The following is a 17,644-nucleotide window of genomic DNA, read 5'->3' as shown; positions in this document are numbered from 1 at the left end:
CCGAGATCGCATCGAATGAATTCGTAGCGGCGGCATCCGGCGGCCGAAGGGACGTGGCTATGGCATGCAACGCGACTTGCTCATTGATAGCACAGCAGCAAAAAGAGGGGCGTCAGCGAGCGTTTCCGACCTCTCTCTGCCAGTCACCCGCATTCAGCGGCAGGATGCTGCCGCCAGGAGGGCGCTGGAGTGGAGTCTACAGCAGTTGTTGGACGAGCCAGAGTTGGACGGCGTCGTAGTAGTAAACCGACAGCCATGTGATCAGCAACAGGAGGCCAGCGGCAATTTCGTTGCGGCCGATGTGGTCGGCTCGGCTGTGGTGGCGGACGAACTCAAGCAGCCGTCCGGTCGGGCAGCCGTACTTGCAATAGGCCATCGGAATAAAGGCCGAAACGACCAGGCTGCCGACAGCGATGATGATCGGAACCCAGGCCGACTGTCGGAAAAGGTAGGCATCGAACGGCTCCAGATAAGCCAGGTCGAGCGGGAATTCGAGAACATAAAAGGAGATTCCCACGCCAATCAACAGCCAGGGAATCCATTTCAGTCCTTCGGCTACCGGTTGAGAAACACGGATCTTCCAGGGTACGTAGCGACTCAACAACTGTTGAGCAGCTCCGTGCGGGCAGATCTGGCTGCAGTAGGGTTGCCGGCGGGTTGTCGCCGGGGTCAGAAAGGCGATCGCCACCAGCGTGACCAGCCCGGGGGCCATCTGCCAGGCCACACCCTGGGCGGCATAGCCGGCAAATAGACTCAATGCCAGCAGCGAGCCATTCAGGAATCCGACATATACAATCGCGGCGATCTTCAGGCCCAGCCAGACTTTCGTGTTCCCTTTCCAGCCGGAACGAAATGTGACGAGAAGCCCAATCGCCAGCGCGATCCAGAGGCCAATATCGGTGGCGGAGACACGAATCTCAGGAGCCGACTTCGTTTGATTCTCTGACCAGCGGAAGCGGTGCTGGATCGACTTGGCGATACCCATGCTGGACAGCGTCGCCCCGGAGACGCCCTCCATATACTCATCGTAGAGGTCGACTGTCGTCAAGTTGTCCCAGTCCCGGCCCTTCCAGAAGTTCATGAAGTAGGCATCTTCCACGACCCATTTGATATGTCGCTTTGTGTCCCAGCTGTGACGAACCCCGATCCCGAGTACTTTGCGGGTCGGTTCTTCAAGTGGTGGAGGCTCTGGGGAATCGTACGGTAGAGTGAGCGACTTGGGATTCGGCTCGGTCGTCGGGGCTCCCATCACGATCAGCACATCGGTCGGGCCGGCGTAGCCGATGATGTCTTCAGATTGCGGCGTCGTTCGCAGTGCATAGCCGACGTCCTCCCCTGCTTCATTGAAGACGAGCAGGCCGGCTCGTGAGCTGTCATCGATCGCCAGCGATCGGGCTTCGGGCAGGATTGTCCGCACTTCTTCCAGTTCGATCGGGCGATTCCCCTGGATGCGTTGACTCACGGCGTGTTGTCGCATCAACAGCACGATGCAGACAAGAACGGCGATACGGTAGCCTTGCAGAAGCGACGGGCGCCAGCGGCCGGTCGACCGAGATTTCTTTCGCACCGGCGTGGTATCGAGAGGAGTGAGCGAATCCTCGGTCATAGTCGCGGAGTCGGGGCGAGGGGGCGACTTTCACAGTCTGGGGCATCTCGCTGGCCCTGTGGCCAGACACGGCTGGCGGGAACGGGAAGCTACCTCCTCGTGCACCTGGAAACACGAAGCGTAGGGCTGCTTCGGTTAAGATCTGACCCGGTTAGCACGGTCCCACCGCACTCAGAGGTAGCTTCTCATCCCCGCCACATCGCTGCGAAAGACAGGGAGCAGGATGCAGTGTCACAACCGGGCCACGGGTCGTCAAGTATCGCGCCGCCGAACTTCGCTGAATCCTCCTGATCCAGATGTGTTCCGTCCGAATTTCCGTAAAAACAAGCGGTTTCGGGACAGTTGGTCAATGAAACGGGTGGTCAAAACGTAGCGGCGACATCCTTGCCGCTGCCGGGACGCGGTCAATTCAGTCGTGCCTGGACTCGGTCAGCTCCGATGAAAACTGGCCGTTTCCCTTCGACCGGTGTCAGTCGTGCGCATTCGGCGGCAGGGATGCCGCCGCTACGACCGTGGGAATCCCGCAGCTGTCGGTCGCGGCGGATCTGATCTTGACCGAAAACCCCGATTCTCGCAGACTTTGCCGCGATTGATCCGACCGATCTGAGATGGCCAGGGAGGGCCGACATGAAACGGGCGATTGCGATATCTACGATTGTTCTTTACCTCGGCGCACTGGTGGGCGGGATCGCTTCCCACACGCTGCAGGTGGGGAATGTCGCTCATCCGGCGATGTATTACGTCGTCTGGGATATGTTCTGTGGCTGGTCCGGCTACGAGACCCGCAATCATTTGATCGCCCAGGGGGCCAGCGGACAGTATTACTCGCTCACGCCGGTTCCGTGGGGAGATTATCAGCCTTACGGGCCCGCCCAGCGGATCGACTACGACAGCTTCGCGATGCACGGCGGCTCCATCGCCCGAAATATCCTCCGCAATACCGAGCACGAGCCGATTCAGCAGATCTATCTGATCGAAGAGAACTGGTCGAAGCGGTACAACATCCCGGACTACCTGTGGCGGTTTGAGGAGCCGAAGGAAAAGCATTCCTACTATCACACTCGCGTGACATACAACTCCGATTGCGAAGTGCTCAACGCCAGACTCTCCTGGCACGCCTCGATTCGTGCTCATCAACTGAATACGAACTCACGACTGGCCCAGCTGCGGAAGAACTCGCGAACCGTGTTCGCGGTGACTGAGCCGAAATTGCTTCCGCCGCAGCAGGCCGCGCCGATGTCAGCCGCCGGCAGCAATACCATTCAGCCGGTCTCGTTTCAGACGACAAACTGATTCCGCGACCTCAGAGAGATTCTTCCCCGGGATGCCGCACACATCCGGAAATTGAACATCACCCGTCGCAGGCGTCGTCCTGCTCCATATAGTCAAGGATGATCATGGCCACCGATACCGTGCAGACCACCAGCTGGACCCAGGCGTTCAATGAGTTCTTCTTCGCCCGGCAGGTTCCCTATGGAATGGCCCTGATGCGGATCTCGCTGACCGCGGTGATGCTGTTTGTGATGGGCAGCCGCTGGACGCGAGTCCGGGAACTGTTTTCGGCGGATGGAGCGGCGGCTCCTCTGGCCGACAACTTCGGTTTTTTCAACTTTCTGCCGCTGATGTCCGGCCCGGTCGCAGTGACCTGCTACACGTTTATGCTGCTGGCCATGGTGTTGCTCATCGTCGGTTGGAAAACCCGTCTGGCCGCGACCAGTGTGTTCATCCTCTTTACCTATTTCACGCTGCAGGACTCACTGAGCACAATCACGAAGTATTCGGTCATTGCCTCTCATGGATTCATGCTGCTGGCGATTTCTCAGTGTGGAGCCGTCTGGTCCGTTGATCGGTGGCTCGAACTGAAGCGGCAAGGCGTGAAAGCTCCCCTCCGACTCCTCGGAACGGGACGAGCCGTTGAGATGTGGCCGCAACGGCTGGTTCAGATCTTTATTGGTTTCGTCTACTTCGGAGCCGCCATCACCAAGTTGCAGACGTCGACTTTCTTCACGGGCGATCAGCTGCGGTTCTGGCTGCTCTCCAATGTGAATCATTACAACCCGGTCGGGGAGCTGTTTTCGGCCTATCCGGCTCTGCTGATCCCCGGCGGATACGTCACTATTATCTGGGAAATCGCCTTCCTCTTCGCGGTCTGGCAGAAGCGGATGCGAATTCCGATGCTCCTCCTCGGAGCGATGTTTCATGGGATGACGACGCTGCTGCTCGGACTGTTCATCTTTCCGCTGGTCTGCATCAGCATTTACCTCGCCTTCACCACGCCGAATGACATCCAGAACCTGCGGGCCTTTGGGGCCGGACTTTCACGGCGATATCCTGCTCTGCAGACTCTGTTGCGGATTCCGCATCGAGCCACGGTGGCCATTGGTGAGGGCTGTCTGCGACTTGGAACCCGCGGACTGGTTCCAGTTTGCCTGGCGGTGATCGCGGCTGGTCTTTATTTCGAGCACTCAGCCGATCGCTTTGGCACCCGGCGAGCCGAGGGGCGTTATCAGCTGCAGCCCCTCTCCCATGAACAGGCCATGACGATGCTGCGGACCCATGACCAGATTCGCGAGGAGGACAAGCTGCTGTCCCTCGACATCGGCAATTGGATGATCGGCGGTCGTGTGACGGAATTTGGAACCACATTCGAAGCCGGTGACTTCCTGATGGTCCAGGCGAATATGATTCCCCCCTTCGACGATCTCTACCTGAAGTGCGACCTGCACAACAGCCGCGGCGGCGTGATGCAGCAGATTGAGGGAGCTCTGACCCGCGAGAACTTCCGCTACACATTCGGCTACCATCTGCCGACGGATCTGGCGGCTGGCGAGTATCAGTTCGTGCTGAACTGTAACAACGTCGAAATCGCCCGCCGCACGATTACCGTGAAGAACGACGAAGACACCTCGGTCGCCGCCCGTTAAGGCCGCAGACGTCGTCGCTCTCTTTCGGGGAAAGCAGGCAGGGGCTCGCGGTGCGATTGTTGAACCGCGCAGCAAAAAGGACGTTCCCCGAATTCGGGAAACGTCCTGAAAGTGAAGGCGCAGGGACTTGAACCCTGGACCTACGGATTAAAAGTCCGTTGCTCTACCAACTGAGCTACGCCTTCGTGTGTCGGCACCCTCACCCATCCGGCTGCAGGTGCCTGAGCCAGCGATACGATAGCAGAATCGATCCGAAGAACAAGTAAGAATGTCGGACCCCACGGATTCCGCTGCTTCCACCGCGGTCTGACACGCCCTTGTCCGCGCAGGTTCCCCGGAATCGTTAATTGCACCCCGGCTGGGTGAACTTGGGGTGATTGTAGGCTATAATTCGCCAACGGATCTGATCTGCAACTCCAGACGAAGACAGGCTGACAATGATGGAACGACGACTCGCCCCGTGGCTTACCTCCCTCCTGCTCCTCGTCATCATCGTGGGTTGCTCGGGCGAACGAGAACCGGCGGAAGTCCCCCAGAACGCCCGAGATGCGGAAATTTCCTCAGATCCTGGCCCAGTTCCTGAAGGGCAGACAGAACCGCTGCTGAATCAGCCGATGAACGAATTACCAACCGAAGAACAGCCACCCATTCCCCAGGAACCTGAGCGAGAACCGGGACAGAACGCTCCCGTACCCCTTCAGTAATGACGTGCGTGATGCAGACCGAAACTCCGGCTCATCGAGATTCCCCGGAATCGATCGATCGCAGCCATCTCCTCCAGTCCGCCAGATGGAGGTGGTGGTGGTATGTCTCGCCGCAATTGTGGTTGAGACGAATCGTCACGCTCAATGATACGCCCCATTCGATCGCACTCGGAACGGCGATCGGCGTCTTCGTCGCAATGACGCCCACGGTCGGGATTCAGATGGTGATCGTTCTGGCACTGGCCGCGATCTTCAAGCCGCTGTTTCAATTCAACCGCGTTGCCGGCCTGATCGCGGTTTACATCTCCAATCCGGTCACGACCCTTCCCATTTACTGGTTCAACTACTGGGTCGGAACGTTCTTTGTCGCCGGCACGGTGACTCGCCAGGATTTGAAAGAGGCTCTGAAGTACGACGGCTGGGCCGACTGGTGGCAATCGCTGGTTCGACTCACCTGGGAGTTTGGCTGGCCCCTGATAATCGGATCCCTCGTCGTAGGCATCGTCAGCGCCGTGGCGAGTTACCCGATCATCAAATGGCTGGTGCACGTGCTGAAACGGAAGCATCGCCTGATTCACATCCGCCGCCGCCGGCGTCAGGGAATGCGGGGGGTGCAGTCGTTCTCTTCCGACGACTACCACCTGTAGTCTTGCTGCTCCGCTTATGCCTTTTTCGCTCCAGGTTGTCCCTGTTCCACGACGAACGACGCTGCGGTTTCGACGGGAGACCCGTGCATGTCGACGACCGGAGTGATGCGAAAGTTCGATGTCCACTTTTCCGGCGTGACTTCGCAGGAGACGTAGCCGCGGTTGGTGTTGTGCCAGTGGACAAAGTCATTCTGCGCCACCGCTCGTTCGAACTCGGCGATCGGGTTGCCGCCATTGCCGCCTGAGTTCATGGACGTGCCGACAAACTCGGTCCCGACGAGCGGCGACTTCGACGACTGTGCATCAAGTTTCAAATCGTTCACCCAGTTGGTGTGAATGTCGCCGGTCAGCACGATCGGGTTGGGGATGTTGCGGCTGTGCATGAAGTTGAGCAGCTTGCGACGGCTGTATTCATAACCGGGCCACTGATCCATGCTGTAGCGGGCTTCTTCGGGGGTGCCGCGATTGAGCGGTGCCATCATCACCTGCTGAGCGAGAACGTTCCACGTCGCCGTCGATTGCAGCAGGTTCGACATCAGCCACTTTTCCTGGTCCCGCCCGAGCATGGTCGTTTGAGGATCGAAGACCTTCCCGGTGAGTGGCTTCTGATGGTCACCGTTGGGCTGGTCGGTTCGATACTGCCGGGTATCGAGCACCTGAAAATTCGCGAGCCGGCCGTACGGACAACTCCGGTAGAGTTTCATGTCGGGCCCCTGCGGGAACGAACTTCGTCGCAGCGGCATGAATTCGTAGTACGCCTGATAGGCATTCAGCCGGCGTAACAGGAACTCTTCGGGCGAGACGCCATCTTCTTCCGAGACGATGCCGGCGCAGTTGTTGTCGAATTCATGATCGTCCCAGGTGACCAGCCAGGGGAACAGGCGATGCGTTTCCTGCAGGTCCTGATCGAGCCGATACTGCGTATAGCGATTTCGGTAATCATTGAGACTGTTGATCTCGCCGCCGTGATGTTTGCGGACGCGGTTGTCGATTCCCGCGTACTCATAGATGTAATCTCCGAGATGCACGATCAGGTCGAGATCTTCCTGCTGCATATGCGGGTAGCTGTTGAAGTAACCGGTCTCATAGTGCTGGCAGGAGGTGAAGACAAACCGCAGCCGGTCGGGCATCGTTTCCGGTTCGGGAGTCGTTCGCGTGCGGCCGATCGGGCTGGTCTCGTTGCCGGCATGAAAGCGGTAGAAATACCAGCGATGCGGTTTCAGGCCCTCAACTTCGACATGCACCGAGTACCCGAGTTGAGGGGTGGCGAGTGCCGTTCCGGTCTGAACAATCGACTTGAAGCCTTCGTCCTCGGCCACTTCCCATTTTGTTTCGATCGGGGTCGATGAGAGAACGTCGTTATTGAATGGCTCGGGCACAAGTCTTGTCCAGAGCACGACGCCGTCACTGTCGGGGTCCCCGGATGCGACGCCGAGCGTGAATGGGTTCGACTTGAACGTCGGATGGCGGTCGATCTGATCGTCCGCCCGCAGCGCCATTGTCGGAATGGCCGAGACGGCGGCGATGTAACGCAGAAACTCACGACGATCGACGCCATAGCGACGGCTGGTACTGGCGGGGTGAATCGACATCGGAGTCTCCTGGCGGGATCGGTTGCGGGATTGTGCGGGTGCGGGAAGCAGGTTCCATTAAGATAGGCTGATGCGTTCCTGGACTGCAACCATCAGCGCAAACGAAAACGGCCTGGCGGAAGCAGGTTCCGGCAGGCCGTTTGAATTCAACGCTCGCACAGATTACTCAAAGCGAACGGGAGGCACGAGCGGCGGTCCCAGAGCCGTCTCCCCTTCCTTTTTCTCCGGCATTTCGAATGGAGGATCGAAGGTCGGAGCTTTGTCGTCATTCTTGTCCGACTTGGGCATTGGCTTCGGGGCTTCCTGCGGGAAGCTCTCCGGCACGTCCTTCTTCTTTACAGCCGGCTCTTTCGGCTCGACTTTCTCTGCTCCCTCTTTCACCGGAGAGTCGTTGTACTTTTTGGACTCTGGTTTGGATTTCGGCTTTGATTGCTGATGAGTGTCCGGATCCGGCAGTTCGATCGGGGCTTCTTCTTCGACGGGGAACTGACGGTGGGAGCCATCGGGAATGTCGTCGATGGGCGGAAGATCCTGTTCGTAGTAGGCTCGCTTCGACCGGGCTGAGTAGTGGCTCGACACGGGGTATTCGGGAATCGCACAAGCGGCTGGAACCGCACAAACCGGTGCGACGCAGGCTGGGGCGACACAAGCCGGTGCCACGCAGTCTGGAACCACGCAGGTCGGAGCAACACATTGAGGCACGGCACAGGCCGGGGCGACGCACATTGGTGCTTCGCAGGCGGGAGCGGCACAAACGGGAGCCGCACAAACCGGAGCGGCACAGACTGGCGCGACGCAGGCGGGAGCGACGCATACAGGAGCGACACAGGCGGGCGCTTCGCACGACGGTGCACAGAAATGGTCGACACAGCAGCGAGCGTGGCGGCGACCGTGGAATCGTGGAGGCGCCATGTAGTCGTCGGGGCACCAGGTGGCCCTGGTCATGATGTTCCGCCGCTGCGGAATGATCCGCTGGGGCCTCGCGTAGTTGCACTGATCCCAACAGGGATCGCAACAGGCATCGAGACAGGGATCACAGGGCGTGCAGACGATCGGCCAGCAGATGTCGTAAGTGCACGGCTCGAACGTCATGCAGGTCCCCTGAAAGGGACCGAGACAGCAGCCGCTCAACCCAAGAATCAGAATGGCTAACGTCGATCGACAGATCACGGAGCAGATGGGATTTTTCATGATCTCACACAGAAGACTGGAGTCAGGAGGAGGGGCCGGCCCGTACGGCAGGGATGCCGCATTGCCCGGTGAAGTGAGGAGGGAGCGCAAATGGACTGCACCGTTCTCTTTCATCGGCATCGCTTTGGGGGGACTTGAGAAACTTTTCCGGTTTTTCCGATTTCGCGGTCCACGGAGGATAAGCGGCGGAAAACAGGTGGTTTCGGGGACGATTCATTTCAGGATTCAGCTCCCTCGTTTCTCCGGTCGATATCAAGAAGCAGCGTCGTTCAGGGAAGAGCGGCGATTGCCCCATAAGAATGCCCGCGATCTGCAGATCGGTCGGCTTGTTCAGCTTGCCCAGTTTCTGGCGGTTGACAGAGAGAACCGTAATGGATGATGACGGACCACCAGGCGTCCCGGAATGGGTCGTGACTTACGGCGACATGATGTCGCTGCTGCTCACCTTCTTCATCATGCTTGTTTCGCTCAGCGAAGTGAAAGCCGACAAGAAATACCGCGCCATTCTCGAGGCCGCCCGACAGCATCTCGGCTACGCCGGCGGCCCCCCTGCTCCTCCGGGAAAACAGTTCCCGATGAACTCGCTGGTCGAATCGCTGGAGGAAATGAAGCTCGGCTCTCAGGCCGATACCGAGAAGGGGACGGGCGGAGTTCGACAGAAAGGCCCGCGTGGCCGCGATATCCGTGTGATGCGACTCAAGGACGGCGACAGTCATCTGGCCGGACAGGCGATCATCTTCTCTCCCGGCGACACACAACTGACCGCCGAGATGGAATCTGAATTGAGGTCCATTGCCCGCGAAGTGGCCGGGAAGCCGCAGAAGCTGGAGATTCGCAGTTTCACCTCCGCTGTCGTGGCGGGCGAGCTGCAGTCTCCCGACGAGCGAATGGAACTGGCCTTCGCTCGAGCCGAACTGGTCCGAAATCGACTGCTCGACATGAAAATCCAGCGGGACCACATGCGGATCGCAGTCTATTTTCACACACCGGAAAGCAGTGCCGAGCAGAACCTGACGCTGTCGGAAGATCGGGTCGAAGTGGCGATCCTGAATGCCTTCGCTTCCGAATATGTAGGGCACGAAGAAGACTACCGCTGATCATTGCGAGCCGGTTCGTAGTCGATTCGTTTTCTCAAACGCCCCGCGTTGTCGGGCGCATCGTCGCTCCTGCGCGAACATGCGGTTGAGCGAACGGCGCTGGACGTCAGACTGGTTTCCCGGAACAGGGTTTGATCCAATGCGGACATGTCTGAATCGGATTCCAATCACAGTCAGGCCGACGTCGAGTCGCCCTTTGAAATGGAGGTCCAGTTTCTGCCCGGCGTGGGACCGTATCGGGCGGGACTGCTGGCCAATCTCGGCGTGCGGACCGTTCAAGATCTGCTCTGGCTCGTGCCGCGCGATGTCCTCGACCTGTCGCATCTGTCGCAGGTTAACGATCTGACAGAGGATCGAATCCATACACTGCGTGGTCGAATCATCGATTCCGATTCGAAGTCGATTTCCCGCGGCCGCATCATGACCGGAGCGCTGCTGCGGACAGAAGACGGGCTCGTTCGCGGCGTCTGGTTCAATCAGCCGTGGATGTTGCGGCAACTGCAGGAGGACCGGTTCGTCCTCTGGTCGGGAAAGCCGAAGTTCCGCGACAACCGCTGGGAGATCAGTCATCCGCGACTGCAGTGGCTCGACGAAGATGATGAGCAGGCCAAAGGGGAAGTTCTCACCAAATACCGACTGACCGAAGGAATCACGCTCGAGACGCTGCGTCGCTACATTCATTCGGCTCTGGAACTCGTTCAGGGAAAAGTTGCCGATCATCTGCCGCAACGATTTCGCGATAAGTATTCCCTGCCCGGCCTGGAGCAGGCGCTCTGGCAGTTGCATCGCCCCGACTCGGTGGAATCCTTTCAGGCGGCCCGGAGACGTCTCGTTTTCGATGAGCAACTTGACTTTCAGGTCGGGATGGCGTTGCGACGTCGCATCCGCCGGACCCGGGAGAAGTCGCCCCGAGTTTCGCTGACGCCCCGAATCGATGCCCGGATTCGGCGTCTGTTTCCATTCGAGCTGACGTCAGGTCAGGAGGAAGCCATTGCCGATATCATCGCCGATATCGCACACGAACAGCCGATGCACCGTCTTCTTCAGGCCGATGTCGGAGCCGGGAAAACAGTCATTGCCATTTACGCCATGCTCGCCACAATCGCGGCGGGGTACCAGGCGGTCCTCATGGCGCCGACGGAACTGCTGATCCAGCAGCATTGGCAGACGATCAACGAAGCGTTGCTGCACAGTCGGGTGAAGCGCTGTCTGCTCACCGGAAATCTCACTGCCTCGGTGCGAAGGGAGCGACTGGCACAGATCGCCTCCGGGGAGATGCAGCTGATCTTCGGAACGCAGGCGGTGATTCAGAATGACGTGCGATATCACCAGCTCGGACTGGCGGTGATCGACGAGCAGCACAAGTTCGGCGTCATTCAACGGGGGCAGTTTCGAGCAGCCGAGATGGTGCCTCATGTACTCGTGATGACCGCGACTCCTATTCCCCGCAGTCTCTGTCTGACACAATACGGCGATCTCGATCTGTCGGTGATTTCAGAATTGCCCCCCGGCCGCCAGCCGGTGGTCACCTCACTGGTGCTCAATCCCAAGGTGGCGAAAAAAGCCTGGCAGTTTGTCGCGGAAAAAATCCGCGAAGGCCGACAGGTGTATGTCGTCTGCCCGTATATCGATTCCCCCGAAGCCGACGCTCCTGCCGGAGCATTACAGATCCACGAGGTGTTGCAGTCGGGCGAGTTGCGGGACTTCCGCGTTGGGCTGATGCACGGACAGATGGACCGAGGCGAGCAGCAGGAGATCATGGCGAACTTCCGGGAGCGCGAGCTCGATGTGCTGGTCGCCACCACAGTCGTCGAAGTGGGTGTCGACGTGCCGAACGCCTCGCTGATGGTGATCTTCGATGCTCAGCAGTTTGGCCTGTCTCAGCTGCACCAGCTGCGGGGACGGATCGGCCGCGGAGCTTTCCGGGGATATTGCTTCCTGTTCTCGAAGTCCGACAACGAAGACTCTCTGGAACGCCTGCGAGCGGTCGAACGATCGGCGAATGGCTTTGAGATCGCCGAAGCCGACTTCGAACTCCGCGGACCTGGAAACGTACTCGGCACCGAACAACATGGCAACCAGCCATTCCGCCTGACCGATTTCGCGCGCGACGAGCAGATTCTGACCGAGACCAGCGGAGCGGCAACTCGAATGGTCGAGTCGGGAACCATTGATGAGCCGGACTTCGCACCCCTGAAGTTACGAGTCATCGACCGCTTCGGTGTTCAGCTGGGACTGACTCGAACCGGTTAGTCGAGTTCAACCGGTCCCGCCGCAGATTTCAGTGTCTCACCCGTGAGGCGATAGACGGTCCATTCGCTCATCGGGACGGCTCCCATCGATTTGTAGAAGTCGATCGAAGGTTCGTTCCAGTCGAGGACGGACCATTCCATCCGTCCGCAATTCCGCTCGACCGCCACGCCCGCAACGCGCTTGAACAGCGCCTTTCCGATGCCCCGCTTCCGATGGACGGGCTGGACATACAGGTCTTCCAGATAGATCCCGGGGCGACCGAGGAACGTTGAGTAATTGTAGAAGAACAACGCGAATCCGACCGCCTGGCCATCCAGCTCCGCCAGCAGGCACTCAGCGACCGGCCGAGGTCCGAACAGGGTTTCTCGAATCAGTTCCGGGGTGGCGACGACCTCTTGCGAAAGCTTCTCGTAGTCGGCGAGCTCCTGGATGAGGCTCAGAATACTCTCGGCATCTTCAGGACGGGCGGGGCGGATTTCGGCGGGCATGGCAGCGGTCGTTTCAGAAATTCGCGAGCCTGTTTCGGGGTGTGACTCACTCGTGTTAAGACAGGTCGACTTTTCCGATTAAAGTCATTCTTCCGGTTTGACCGATGATAACGATTGGACGACGGAGCAAAAACGGGGAAAGAAGTCATGCAACGAATCTGGATCACTGCGGCTGCACTCCTGTGCGGCCTGGCGTGCTGCATGACCGGCTGTGCGATTGTCGAAGTTGGGGTCTCGAATCCCGTCCCCAATCTCTCCCGCATCGCTGTCGCACCCTTCGTGAATCTTTCTCCGGAACGCGATGTCGACGGCCGTCGCTTTGCTGAGGCCTACTATACGGAACTGCAGAAGATCCCCGGCTTTCAGGTCATTCCTGTCGGCGTGGTCGAAACCGCGATCGTCGAACATCAGCTGAATCTGGACTCTCCGGCCGACATGCTGCGGCTTACCGAGGTTCTCGATGCCGACGGCATCTGCTTCGGAGCGATCACCGAATTTACGCCCTACTATCCCCCTCGGCTCGGACTGCAGGTTTCCTGGTATACGCCGGGAATGCCCGACTTCCAGCCCGGCGTCGCGATCGATCCGGAGCTCCGGCGAAAAATGAAGTCCGCTCGCGAAGAAGCCGCCGGGAAATCGTGGTGGAATCGCTGCGTCGATGTCTGGCCCTCGACCGCGGCTGTGGAATCGTGCAAGGATCCGTTCCTGATTCGTGCTCAGAACGCCGAGCCAAACGGAGCGACGAAGGATATTGATCCGCTGCAGACCGAATGGGATAAGGCTCTGGCCGACGCCCTGCAGCTGAATTACGAGAAGAATCCGCGACTCTCGGTGCCTGTGCAGATCGGGATGGCTTCTCCTGCCGGTCAGCCGGAAGAGAACGCCACGGAGCTGACGGCGGGACAGATAACGCCGCAAATGCTCAACGACATGCAGATTTACGCCGAGCCACAGGCCTACGAGCCTCTGCCGTACATGTCTTACACACGCGTGTTCGACGGGGCGGACTCGGATTTTACGGCCAGTCTGCGCAACTATCTGGAGTTGAGCGGGGACCAGCGCAGCGGCGGCTGGACGGGACATCTGCATCGCAGCGAAGATTTTATTCGCTTCTGCATGCATCGGATGATTCTTGAGATGCTCCAGTTACATGGCGGCGAATCGCGCAAGCGGTACGTCCTGGCGACGCGCCGATACGAGTGAGCGATGTGGAACGCAACTCGCATCTCGCCGTAATGTGCCCGTCCTGCAGCACTTGTGGAATGACCGTAAGCGATGTTTCGCGGCGTCAGTCTCTCTGGCGCGGTTCTTGCATTCTGGGAATTCGAGGCGCATTCCCACGGATTTCATGAGCGGAAATCCAATCAAAATCAGCAATTTTCGAATCAGACAACGGGAAACTCTGACTGTGACGGTTCGGCCAATTGCTCTGCAGAGAAGAACATGTGAGGTCGATAATGGCTAGGGACAGAAACGGCAGTCGGTGCAATGCGAAGGGAGTCGCGGCCATGGGGGAAGAGATTAACGTGCTGGCGCTAGTGAAAGAGGACCAGCGATACATCTTCCTCTACGACGAAGTCAGTGTCGACGAATTGCTGCAGACACTCGGTCGATACGCGGCTGATCCGGACTTGAACTTCTCGTGGTACGACGCAGCAGTCATGAGTCAGCGGGTTCGCGCACTGCGACGCGGCGCCGCCAAAACGAGTTGCGATGACCACAATCATTACCGCAAATCGGCTTGAACGGAACGTGAACCTTGGAAGCGGCTTTCGACGGATTTCTGCGCTATCTGCATGTCGAACGCAATGCTTCTGAGCTGACCCGCAAAGCCTATGCGGAAGACTTTGCCTCGTTCCTCGATTACTGCCACGATCAGGGAGAGGTGCCGCGACCGGACGGAGTTGATATTGCGTTTCTGCGTGGCTATTTGACTTACCTGCACGACTGCGGCTACCAGCGAACGACGATCGCCCGTCGGCTGGCATGCCTTCGCAGTCTGTTTCGGTACTGTTGCCGGGAAGGTCTCACATCAGCCAACCCGGCCAAAGCTCTGCGAACGCCCCGCGTCGGTCGTAAGCTGCCCCACTATCTGACCACGCGGGAAGTCACGGCTCTTCTTGAAGCTCCGCCGGCCAATACGCAACTGGGCATTCGCGACCGCGCGATTCTCGAAACGCTCTACACGGCTGGCCTGCGTGTGGCCGAACTCGTCGCGCTCAACCTCGAAGACTGGGATCGCGACGCCAGTATTCTGCGGGTCCGCGGTAAGGGCAAGAAGGAACGCATCGCCCCGGTCGGCAGTTTCGCCGAGAAGGCGCTGCTTCGCTGGATCGAGGTTCGTGAACTGACGCCGAAGTCAAAAGCCGACGACGAGAAAGCGATCTTTCTGAATCGCTTCGGCCAGCGGATCACCACCCGCAGCATCGGGCGGGCCCTGGAAAAGTACATCGCTCTGGCGGGACTCTCCGACAAAACGACGCCCCACACGATGCGACACAGCTTCGCCACACACCTGCTCGACGGCGGAGCCGACCTCCGCAGTGTCCAGGAACTGCTCGGCCACAAGAGTCTGACAACCACCCAGATCTACACCCACGTCAGCGTCGCCCGCCTCCGCGACACCTACGAACAGTCTCACCCTCACGCCAAAAAGCCCGCGTGATCGGCCCGGTAGCGGTTGCAGGATGCCACCGCTACGAATGTGAACGAGCTACGTCGACAGGCTCAGAAGGAACGGGCCGGGGTGCCATGCTTGCATCGCGAAGCAGGGCAAGCATGCCGCTGGGCCAAATACGTCTACGGCTCGGAAAGTGGGATCGCGAGCTGTGCCGGAGTTACAGGACTCATTTCAACCACAGAGCCCCGAAGACCAATTCTTAGTCAAACGCGAGTCACCGCAGTGGACTCTCTGTGTCCTCCGTGCCTCTGTGGTGAAAAAGTCTTATCGGAATTGATTACTGTTGAGCCGGCTGTCGGACGACGACCCCGTGTTCGGCGAGATAATCCTTCGCTTCGGCGATCGTGTATTCGCCGTAGTGGAAGATGCTCGCGGCCAGAGCCGCATCGGCTTTGCCCTCGGTGAGAACTTCCCGCATGTGCTCGGGCGAGCCGCAGCCTCCGCTGGCAACGACCGGAATGCTGACCGCTTCGGCGACGGCGGAGGTGATCTCGATATCGAAGCCATCTTTGGTGCCGTCGGCGTCCATTGATGTCAGGACGATCTCGCCTGCTCCGAGTTCTTCAACACGTCGCGCCCATTCGACCGCTTCGAGTCCGGTCGGCTTGCGGCCGCCGTTGATGTGCACGTCCCAGAATTCTTCGCCGTCTTTCATGATGCGCTTGGGGTCGATGTTCACGACAATGCACTGGCTGCCGAATCGCAGAGCCGCCTGACGCACGAACTCGGGATCTTTCACGGCAGCCGAGTTGATCGAAACCTTGTCGCACCCCGATTTCAGCAGCGTGCGAATATCTTCGAGCGTGCGAATTCCCCCGCCGACCGTCAGCGGCATGAAGATGACATCTGCCGTCCGCTGCACGATATCGAGAATGATATCGCGCTCTTCGTGACTGGCGGTGATGTCGAGAAAAACGAGTTCATCGGCTCCCTCGGCTTCATACCGCGAAGCAATCTCCACCGGATCACCGGCGTCGCGAAGGTTCAGGAAGTTGACCCCTTTGACGACGCGACCAGCGTGAACGTCGAGGCAGGGAATGATGCGTTTGGCCAGCATGGCAATGTTCCATAGTGAATCCGGGGGTGCCATGCCCAGGCAAGCGTGGGCATGCAGACGGAGACAACATCCATTTCTGAGCCGGCGATGTCAACCCGCCAGCCATCCCCGACCGCGTCGATCGGTTTCTACTCGGGTTCGATCACCGGAAAATCTTCGATCTTGATCACGTACAGATGATGGTTCCTGTCCGGAAGCAGGTGGTCGATCGTGAACGTATCCTCGGAGTTCACGCATCGCTTCTCATGGATCGAGTATCGCCGCACGACTTGTTTCGGGCCGGCGTTCACCAGGTCGACCCGCTTGATTTTGAGGTCGAGCGAGACCTGCTCGTTCCCGGCCGCACGAGTCTGACATTCAATCCTGGTGCCGAGTAGCTCGAATTGTCGGGGGGCATCAGGCTCCGTCACGATGACTGTCGGCACGACCGAATCGAGTGCTGCCGAGTCCCCGACCACCACCTGATGAGCCATCTCGAGCAGAGCCTTCGGCTTGCCGGTCTGATCGACCTTGTACTGGGTGACGGTGATCAGGATTCCGTCGCCGGCTGGCGCTTCGTCGTCCGCGCGAGCAGCGGCGGCGAGCAACACGATTCCGCAGAGAACAAAAAGGGAGGCGGCGTGCTTCATGCAATTCAGTTCCGTTCTCTGGAGTTCCGCGAGGGGCCGGTCTGGAGCGTGTCGTCTGTATCGCTTCTGGGATCGATGGTCAGTGCGGTCTCGTCATCCCCAGTGATCCCGGACACCACGGCGGGCGGATAGAGTTGAGGTTCCGCCTGCGCAACTGCTGGACGTTGTTGGATCTTTGCGGGGGAAGGTTCCCGGGACGACGCGGTGGCCAGAAACATCACGACAGCGAAGACCATCATCCCAACAATTGGGATTCCGGTCGAGAGGATCTTTCCCAGTACATAGTCTTCGAGATGCTCGTGCATGCCGTTCCTTCCCGTGGCCGCGAAGAGGGCGATGACATCGATGTTCTGAGACTCAATTGTCCGGAATCGAGACGGAACCGCAATGGGATTCCCCCCGGAAACGAAACATGCCCACGCAAGCGTGGGCATGGCACCGCCGACTCAAACTCGACTCATTTCCAACGCTTCAGAAAGAGCTTCGCGAAGGTTGGAGAGGAGTTCTTCTCGGGTTTCGCCCTGGGAATTGACGCCGGGGACCTCCTCAATCCAGCCGATCCAGAAGTTTCCGTCTCGTCGGATAATCGCCGTGTATTTTGGGGGAACCATTCAGGAATCTTCCAGTAAGACATTCGTTCGGACAGGCAGGAAATGTATCACAGTTGGCTGAGAGGGATGAAGTAGAAACTGCCGTGAGCTGAGAGTCGACGTTCCCCTCTGAAACGAAACATGCCCACGCAAGCGTGGGCATGGCACCCCGGAGGGTGGATTCGG

General features: G+C 59.0%; 17 protein-coding genes and 1 tRNA gene. 9 read left to right on the top strand and 9 right to left on the bottom strand.

Annotation, left to right across the window (positions count from 1 at the left end; all coding sequences use genetic code 11):
- Nucleotides 1–196 precede the first annotated feature (196 nt).
- Nucleotides 197–1,606: an FMN-binding protein gene (locus L1A08_RS22145; protein WP_238758772.1), complete on the bottom strand. Its 1,410-nt coding sequence runs from the start codon at nucleotides 1,604–1,606 to the stop codon at nucleotides 197–199.
- A 627-nt stretch (nucleotides 1,607–2,233) separates the two neighbouring features.
- Between L1A08_RS22145 and L1A08_RS22140 the strand changes: the two genes are divergently transcribed.
- The gene (locus L1A08_RS22140; protein ID WP_238758771.1) at nucleotides 2,234–2,899 is read left to right on the top strand and encodes a hypothetical protein; all 666 of its coding nucleotides are present in this window, start codon (nucleotides 2,234–2,236) and stop codon (nucleotides 2,897–2,899) included.
- A gap of 104 nt (nucleotides 2,900–3,003) precedes the next feature.
- Entirely contained in the window at nucleotides 3,004–4,530 is a 1,527-nt protein-coding gene (locus L1A08_RS22135) for an HTTM domain-containing protein (RefSeq protein WP_238758770.1), read from the top strand.
- Between the two features lie 112 nt (nucleotides 4,531–4,642).
- Here L1A08_RS22135 and L1A08_RS22130 read toward each other — a convergent pair.
- Nucleotides 4,643–4,715 (bottom strand) — tRNA-Lys (locus L1A08_RS22130).
- 530 nt (nucleotides 4,716–5,245) lie between these two features.
- On the opposite strand from L1A08_RS22130, the gene L1A08_RS22125 reads away from it, so the two are divergent.
- On the top strand, nucleotides 5,246–5,881 hold the full coding sequence (locus tag L1A08_RS22125; RefSeq protein ID WP_238758769.1) for a DUF2062 domain-containing protein: 636 nt from the start codon (nucleotides 5,246–5,248) through the stop codon (nucleotides 5,879–5,881).
- 14 nt (nucleotides 5,882–5,895) lie between these two features.
- Here L1A08_RS22125 and L1A08_RS22120 read toward each other — a convergent pair whose 3' ends face one another.
- Entirely contained in the window at nucleotides 5,896–7,473 is a 1,578-nt protein-coding gene (locus tag L1A08_RS22120) for an alkaline phosphatase D family protein (protein ID WP_238758768.1), read from the bottom strand.
- A gap of 162 nt (nucleotides 7,474–7,635) precedes the next feature.
- A complete protein-coding gene (locus tag L1A08_RS22115; RefSeq protein ID WP_238758767.1) occupies nucleotides 7,636–8,565 on the bottom strand; it encodes a hypothetical protein in 930 nt (309 codons plus the stop codon).
- A gap of 52 nt (nucleotides 8,566–8,617) precedes the next feature.
- On the opposite strand from L1A08_RS22115, the gene L1A08_RS22110 reads away from it, so the two are divergent.
- From L1A08_RS22110 to recG, 3 genes are all read left to right on the top strand, one after another.
- A complete protein-coding gene (locus tag L1A08_RS22110) occupies nucleotides 8,618–9,043 on the top strand; it encodes a hypothetical protein (protein WP_238758766.1) in 426 nt (141 codons plus the stop codon).
- Nucleotides 9,036–9,761, top strand: coding sequence for an OmpA/MotB family protein (locus tag L1A08_RS22105; protein ID WP_238758765.1), 726 nt, complete (start codon nucleotides 9,036–9,038; stop codon nucleotides 9,759–9,761). The genes L1A08_RS22110 and L1A08_RS22105 overlap by 8 nt, the downstream gene beginning before the upstream one ends.
- Nucleotides 9,762–9,908: 147 nt before the next feature.
- Nucleotides 9,909–12,014: an ATP-dependent DNA helicase RecG gene (gene recG / locus L1A08_RS22100; RefSeq protein ID WP_238758764.1), complete on the top strand. Its 2,106-nt coding sequence runs from the start codon at nucleotides 9,909–9,911 to the stop codon at nucleotides 12,012–12,014.
- Here recG and L1A08_RS22095 read toward each other — a convergent pair.
- Nucleotides 12,011–12,502 carry a GNAT family N-acetyltransferase gene (locus L1A08_RS22095; protein ID WP_238758763.1) on the bottom strand — a complete coding sequence of 164 codons (492 nt, stop codon included), beginning with the start codon at nucleotides 12,500–12,502 and terminating at the stop codon, nucleotides 12,011–12,013. The two genes, recG and L1A08_RS22095, sit on opposite strands and share 4 nt — an antisense overlap.
- Before the next feature lie 147 nt (nucleotides 12,503–12,649).
- Between L1A08_RS22095 and L1A08_RS22090 the strand changes: the two genes are divergently transcribed.
- The 3 genes from L1A08_RS22090 to xerC all read left to right on the top strand — a co-directional run bounded on the left by L1A08_RS22090 (nucleotide 12,650) and on the right by xerC (nucleotide 15,167).
- Nucleotides 12,650–13,705, top strand: coding sequence for a hypothetical protein (locus L1A08_RS22090; protein ID WP_238758762.1), 1,056 nt, complete (start codon nucleotides 12,650–12,652; stop codon nucleotides 13,703–13,705).
- Nucleotides 13,706–14,010: 305 nt separating this feature from the next.
- Complete coding sequence (locus tag L1A08_RS22085) at nucleotides 14,011–14,247, top strand: hypothetical protein (RefSeq protein WP_238758761.1); 237 nt, start codon at nucleotides 14,011–14,013, stop codon at nucleotides 14,245–14,247.
- Between the two features lie 14 nt (nucleotides 14,248–14,261).
- On the top strand, nucleotides 14,262–15,167 hold the full coding sequence (gene xerC / locus L1A08_RS22080) for a tyrosine recombinase XerC (RefSeq protein WP_238758760.1): 906 nt from the start codon (nucleotides 14,262–14,264) through the stop codon (nucleotides 15,165–15,167).
- A 292-nt stretch (nucleotides 15,168–15,459) separates the two neighbouring features.
- Here xerC and hisF read toward each other — a convergent pair whose 3' ends face one another.
- From hisF to L1A08_RS22060, 4 genes are all read right to left on the bottom strand, one after another.
- Nucleotides 15,460–16,239, bottom strand: a complete 780-nt coding sequence (hisF, locus tag L1A08_RS22075) for an imidazole glycerol phosphate synthase subunit HisF (protein WP_238758759.1) — start codon at nucleotides 16,237–16,239, stop codon at nucleotides 15,460–15,462.
- Nucleotides 16,240–16,367: 128 nt separating this feature from the next.
- Nucleotides 16,368–16,868, bottom strand: coding sequence for a hypothetical protein (locus tag L1A08_RS22070; RefSeq protein ID WP_238758758.1), 501 nt, complete (start codon nucleotides 16,866–16,868; stop codon nucleotides 16,368–16,370).
- Between the two features lie 5 nt (nucleotides 16,869–16,873).
- Nucleotides 16,874–17,173, bottom strand: coding sequence for a hypothetical protein (locus tag L1A08_RS22065; protein WP_238758757.1), 300 nt, complete (start codon nucleotides 17,171–17,173; stop codon nucleotides 16,874–16,876).
- A gap of 141 nt (nucleotides 17,174–17,314) precedes the next feature.
- The gene (locus tag L1A08_RS22060) at nucleotides 17,315–17,479 is read right to left on the bottom strand and encodes a type II toxin-antitoxin system HicB family antitoxin (RefSeq protein WP_238758756.1); all 165 of its coding nucleotides are present in this window, start codon (nucleotides 17,477–17,479) and stop codon (nucleotides 17,315–17,317) included.
- Nucleotides 17,480–17,644 lie beyond the last annotated feature (165 nt).

The organism is Rubinisphaera margarita, from assembly GCF_022267515.1.
Classification (GTDB): Bacteria; Planctomycetota; Planctomycetia; order Planctomycetales; family Planctomycetaceae; genus Rubinisphaera; species Rubinisphaera margarita.
This window is presented reverse-complemented; position numbering and strand designations above follow the sequence as displayed.

Bases quoted from the DNA above. Each gene is read 5' to 3' on its own strand.
- L1A08_RS22145 (WP_238758772.1), bottom strand. From the start codon at position 1,606: ATGACCGAGGATTCGCTCACTCCTCTCGATACCACGCCGGTGCGAAAG.
- L1A08_RS22140 (WP_238758771.1), top strand. From the start codon at position 2,234: ATGAAACGGGCGATTGCGATATCTACGATTGTTCTTTACCTCGGCGCA.
- L1A08_RS22135 (WP_238758770.1), top strand. From the start codon at position 3,004: ATGGCCACCGATACCGTGCAGACCACCAGCTGGACCCAGGCGTTCAAT.
- L1A08_RS22125 (WP_238758769.1), top strand. From the start codon at position 5,246: ATGCAGACCGAAACTCCGGCTCATCGAGATTCCCCGGAATCGATCGAT.
- L1A08_RS22120 (WP_238758768.1), bottom strand. From the start codon at position 7,473: ATGTCGATTCACCCCGCCAGTACCAGCCGTCGCTATGGCGTCGATCGT.
- L1A08_RS22115 (WP_238758767.1), bottom strand. From the start codon at position 8,565: ATGACGTTCGAGCCGTGCACTTACGACATCTGCTGGCCGATCGTCTGC.
- L1A08_RS22110 (WP_238758766.1), top strand. From the start codon at position 8,618: ATGGCTAACGTCGATCGACAGATCACGGAGCAGATGGGATTTTTCATG.
- L1A08_RS22105 (WP_238758765.1), top strand. From the start codon at position 9,036: ATGGATGATGACGGACCACCAGGCGTCCCGGAATGGGTCGTGACTTAC.
- recG (WP_238758764.1), top strand. From the start codon at position 9,909: ATGTCTGAATCGGATTCCAATCACAGTCAGGCCGACGTCGAGTCGCCC.
- L1A08_RS22095 (WP_238758763.1), bottom strand. From the start codon at position 12,502: ATGCCCGCCGAAATCCGCCCCGCCCGTCCTGAAGATGCCGAGAGTATT.
- L1A08_RS22090 (WP_238758762.1), top strand. From the start codon at position 12,650: ATGCAACGAATCTGGATCACTGCGGCTGCACTCCTGTGCGGCCTGGCG.
- L1A08_RS22085 (WP_238758761.1), top strand. From the start codon at position 14,011: ATGGGGGAAGAGATTAACGTGCTGGCGCTAGTGAAAGAGGACCAGCGA.
- hisF (WP_238758759.1), bottom strand. From the start codon at position 16,239: ATGCTGGCCAAACGCATCATTCCCTGCCTCGACGTTCACGCTGGTCGC.
- L1A08_RS22070 (WP_238758758.1), bottom strand. From the start codon at position 16,868: ATGAAGCACGCCGCCTCCCTTTTTGTTCTCTGCGGAATCGTGTTGCTC.
- L1A08_RS22065 (WP_238758757.1), bottom strand. From the start codon at position 17,173: ATGCACGAGCATCTCGAAGACTATGTACTGGGAAAGATCCTCTCGACC.
- L1A08_RS22060 (WP_238758756.1), bottom strand. From the start codon at position 17,479: ATGGTTCCCCCAAAATACACGGCGATTATCCGACGAGACGGAAACTTC.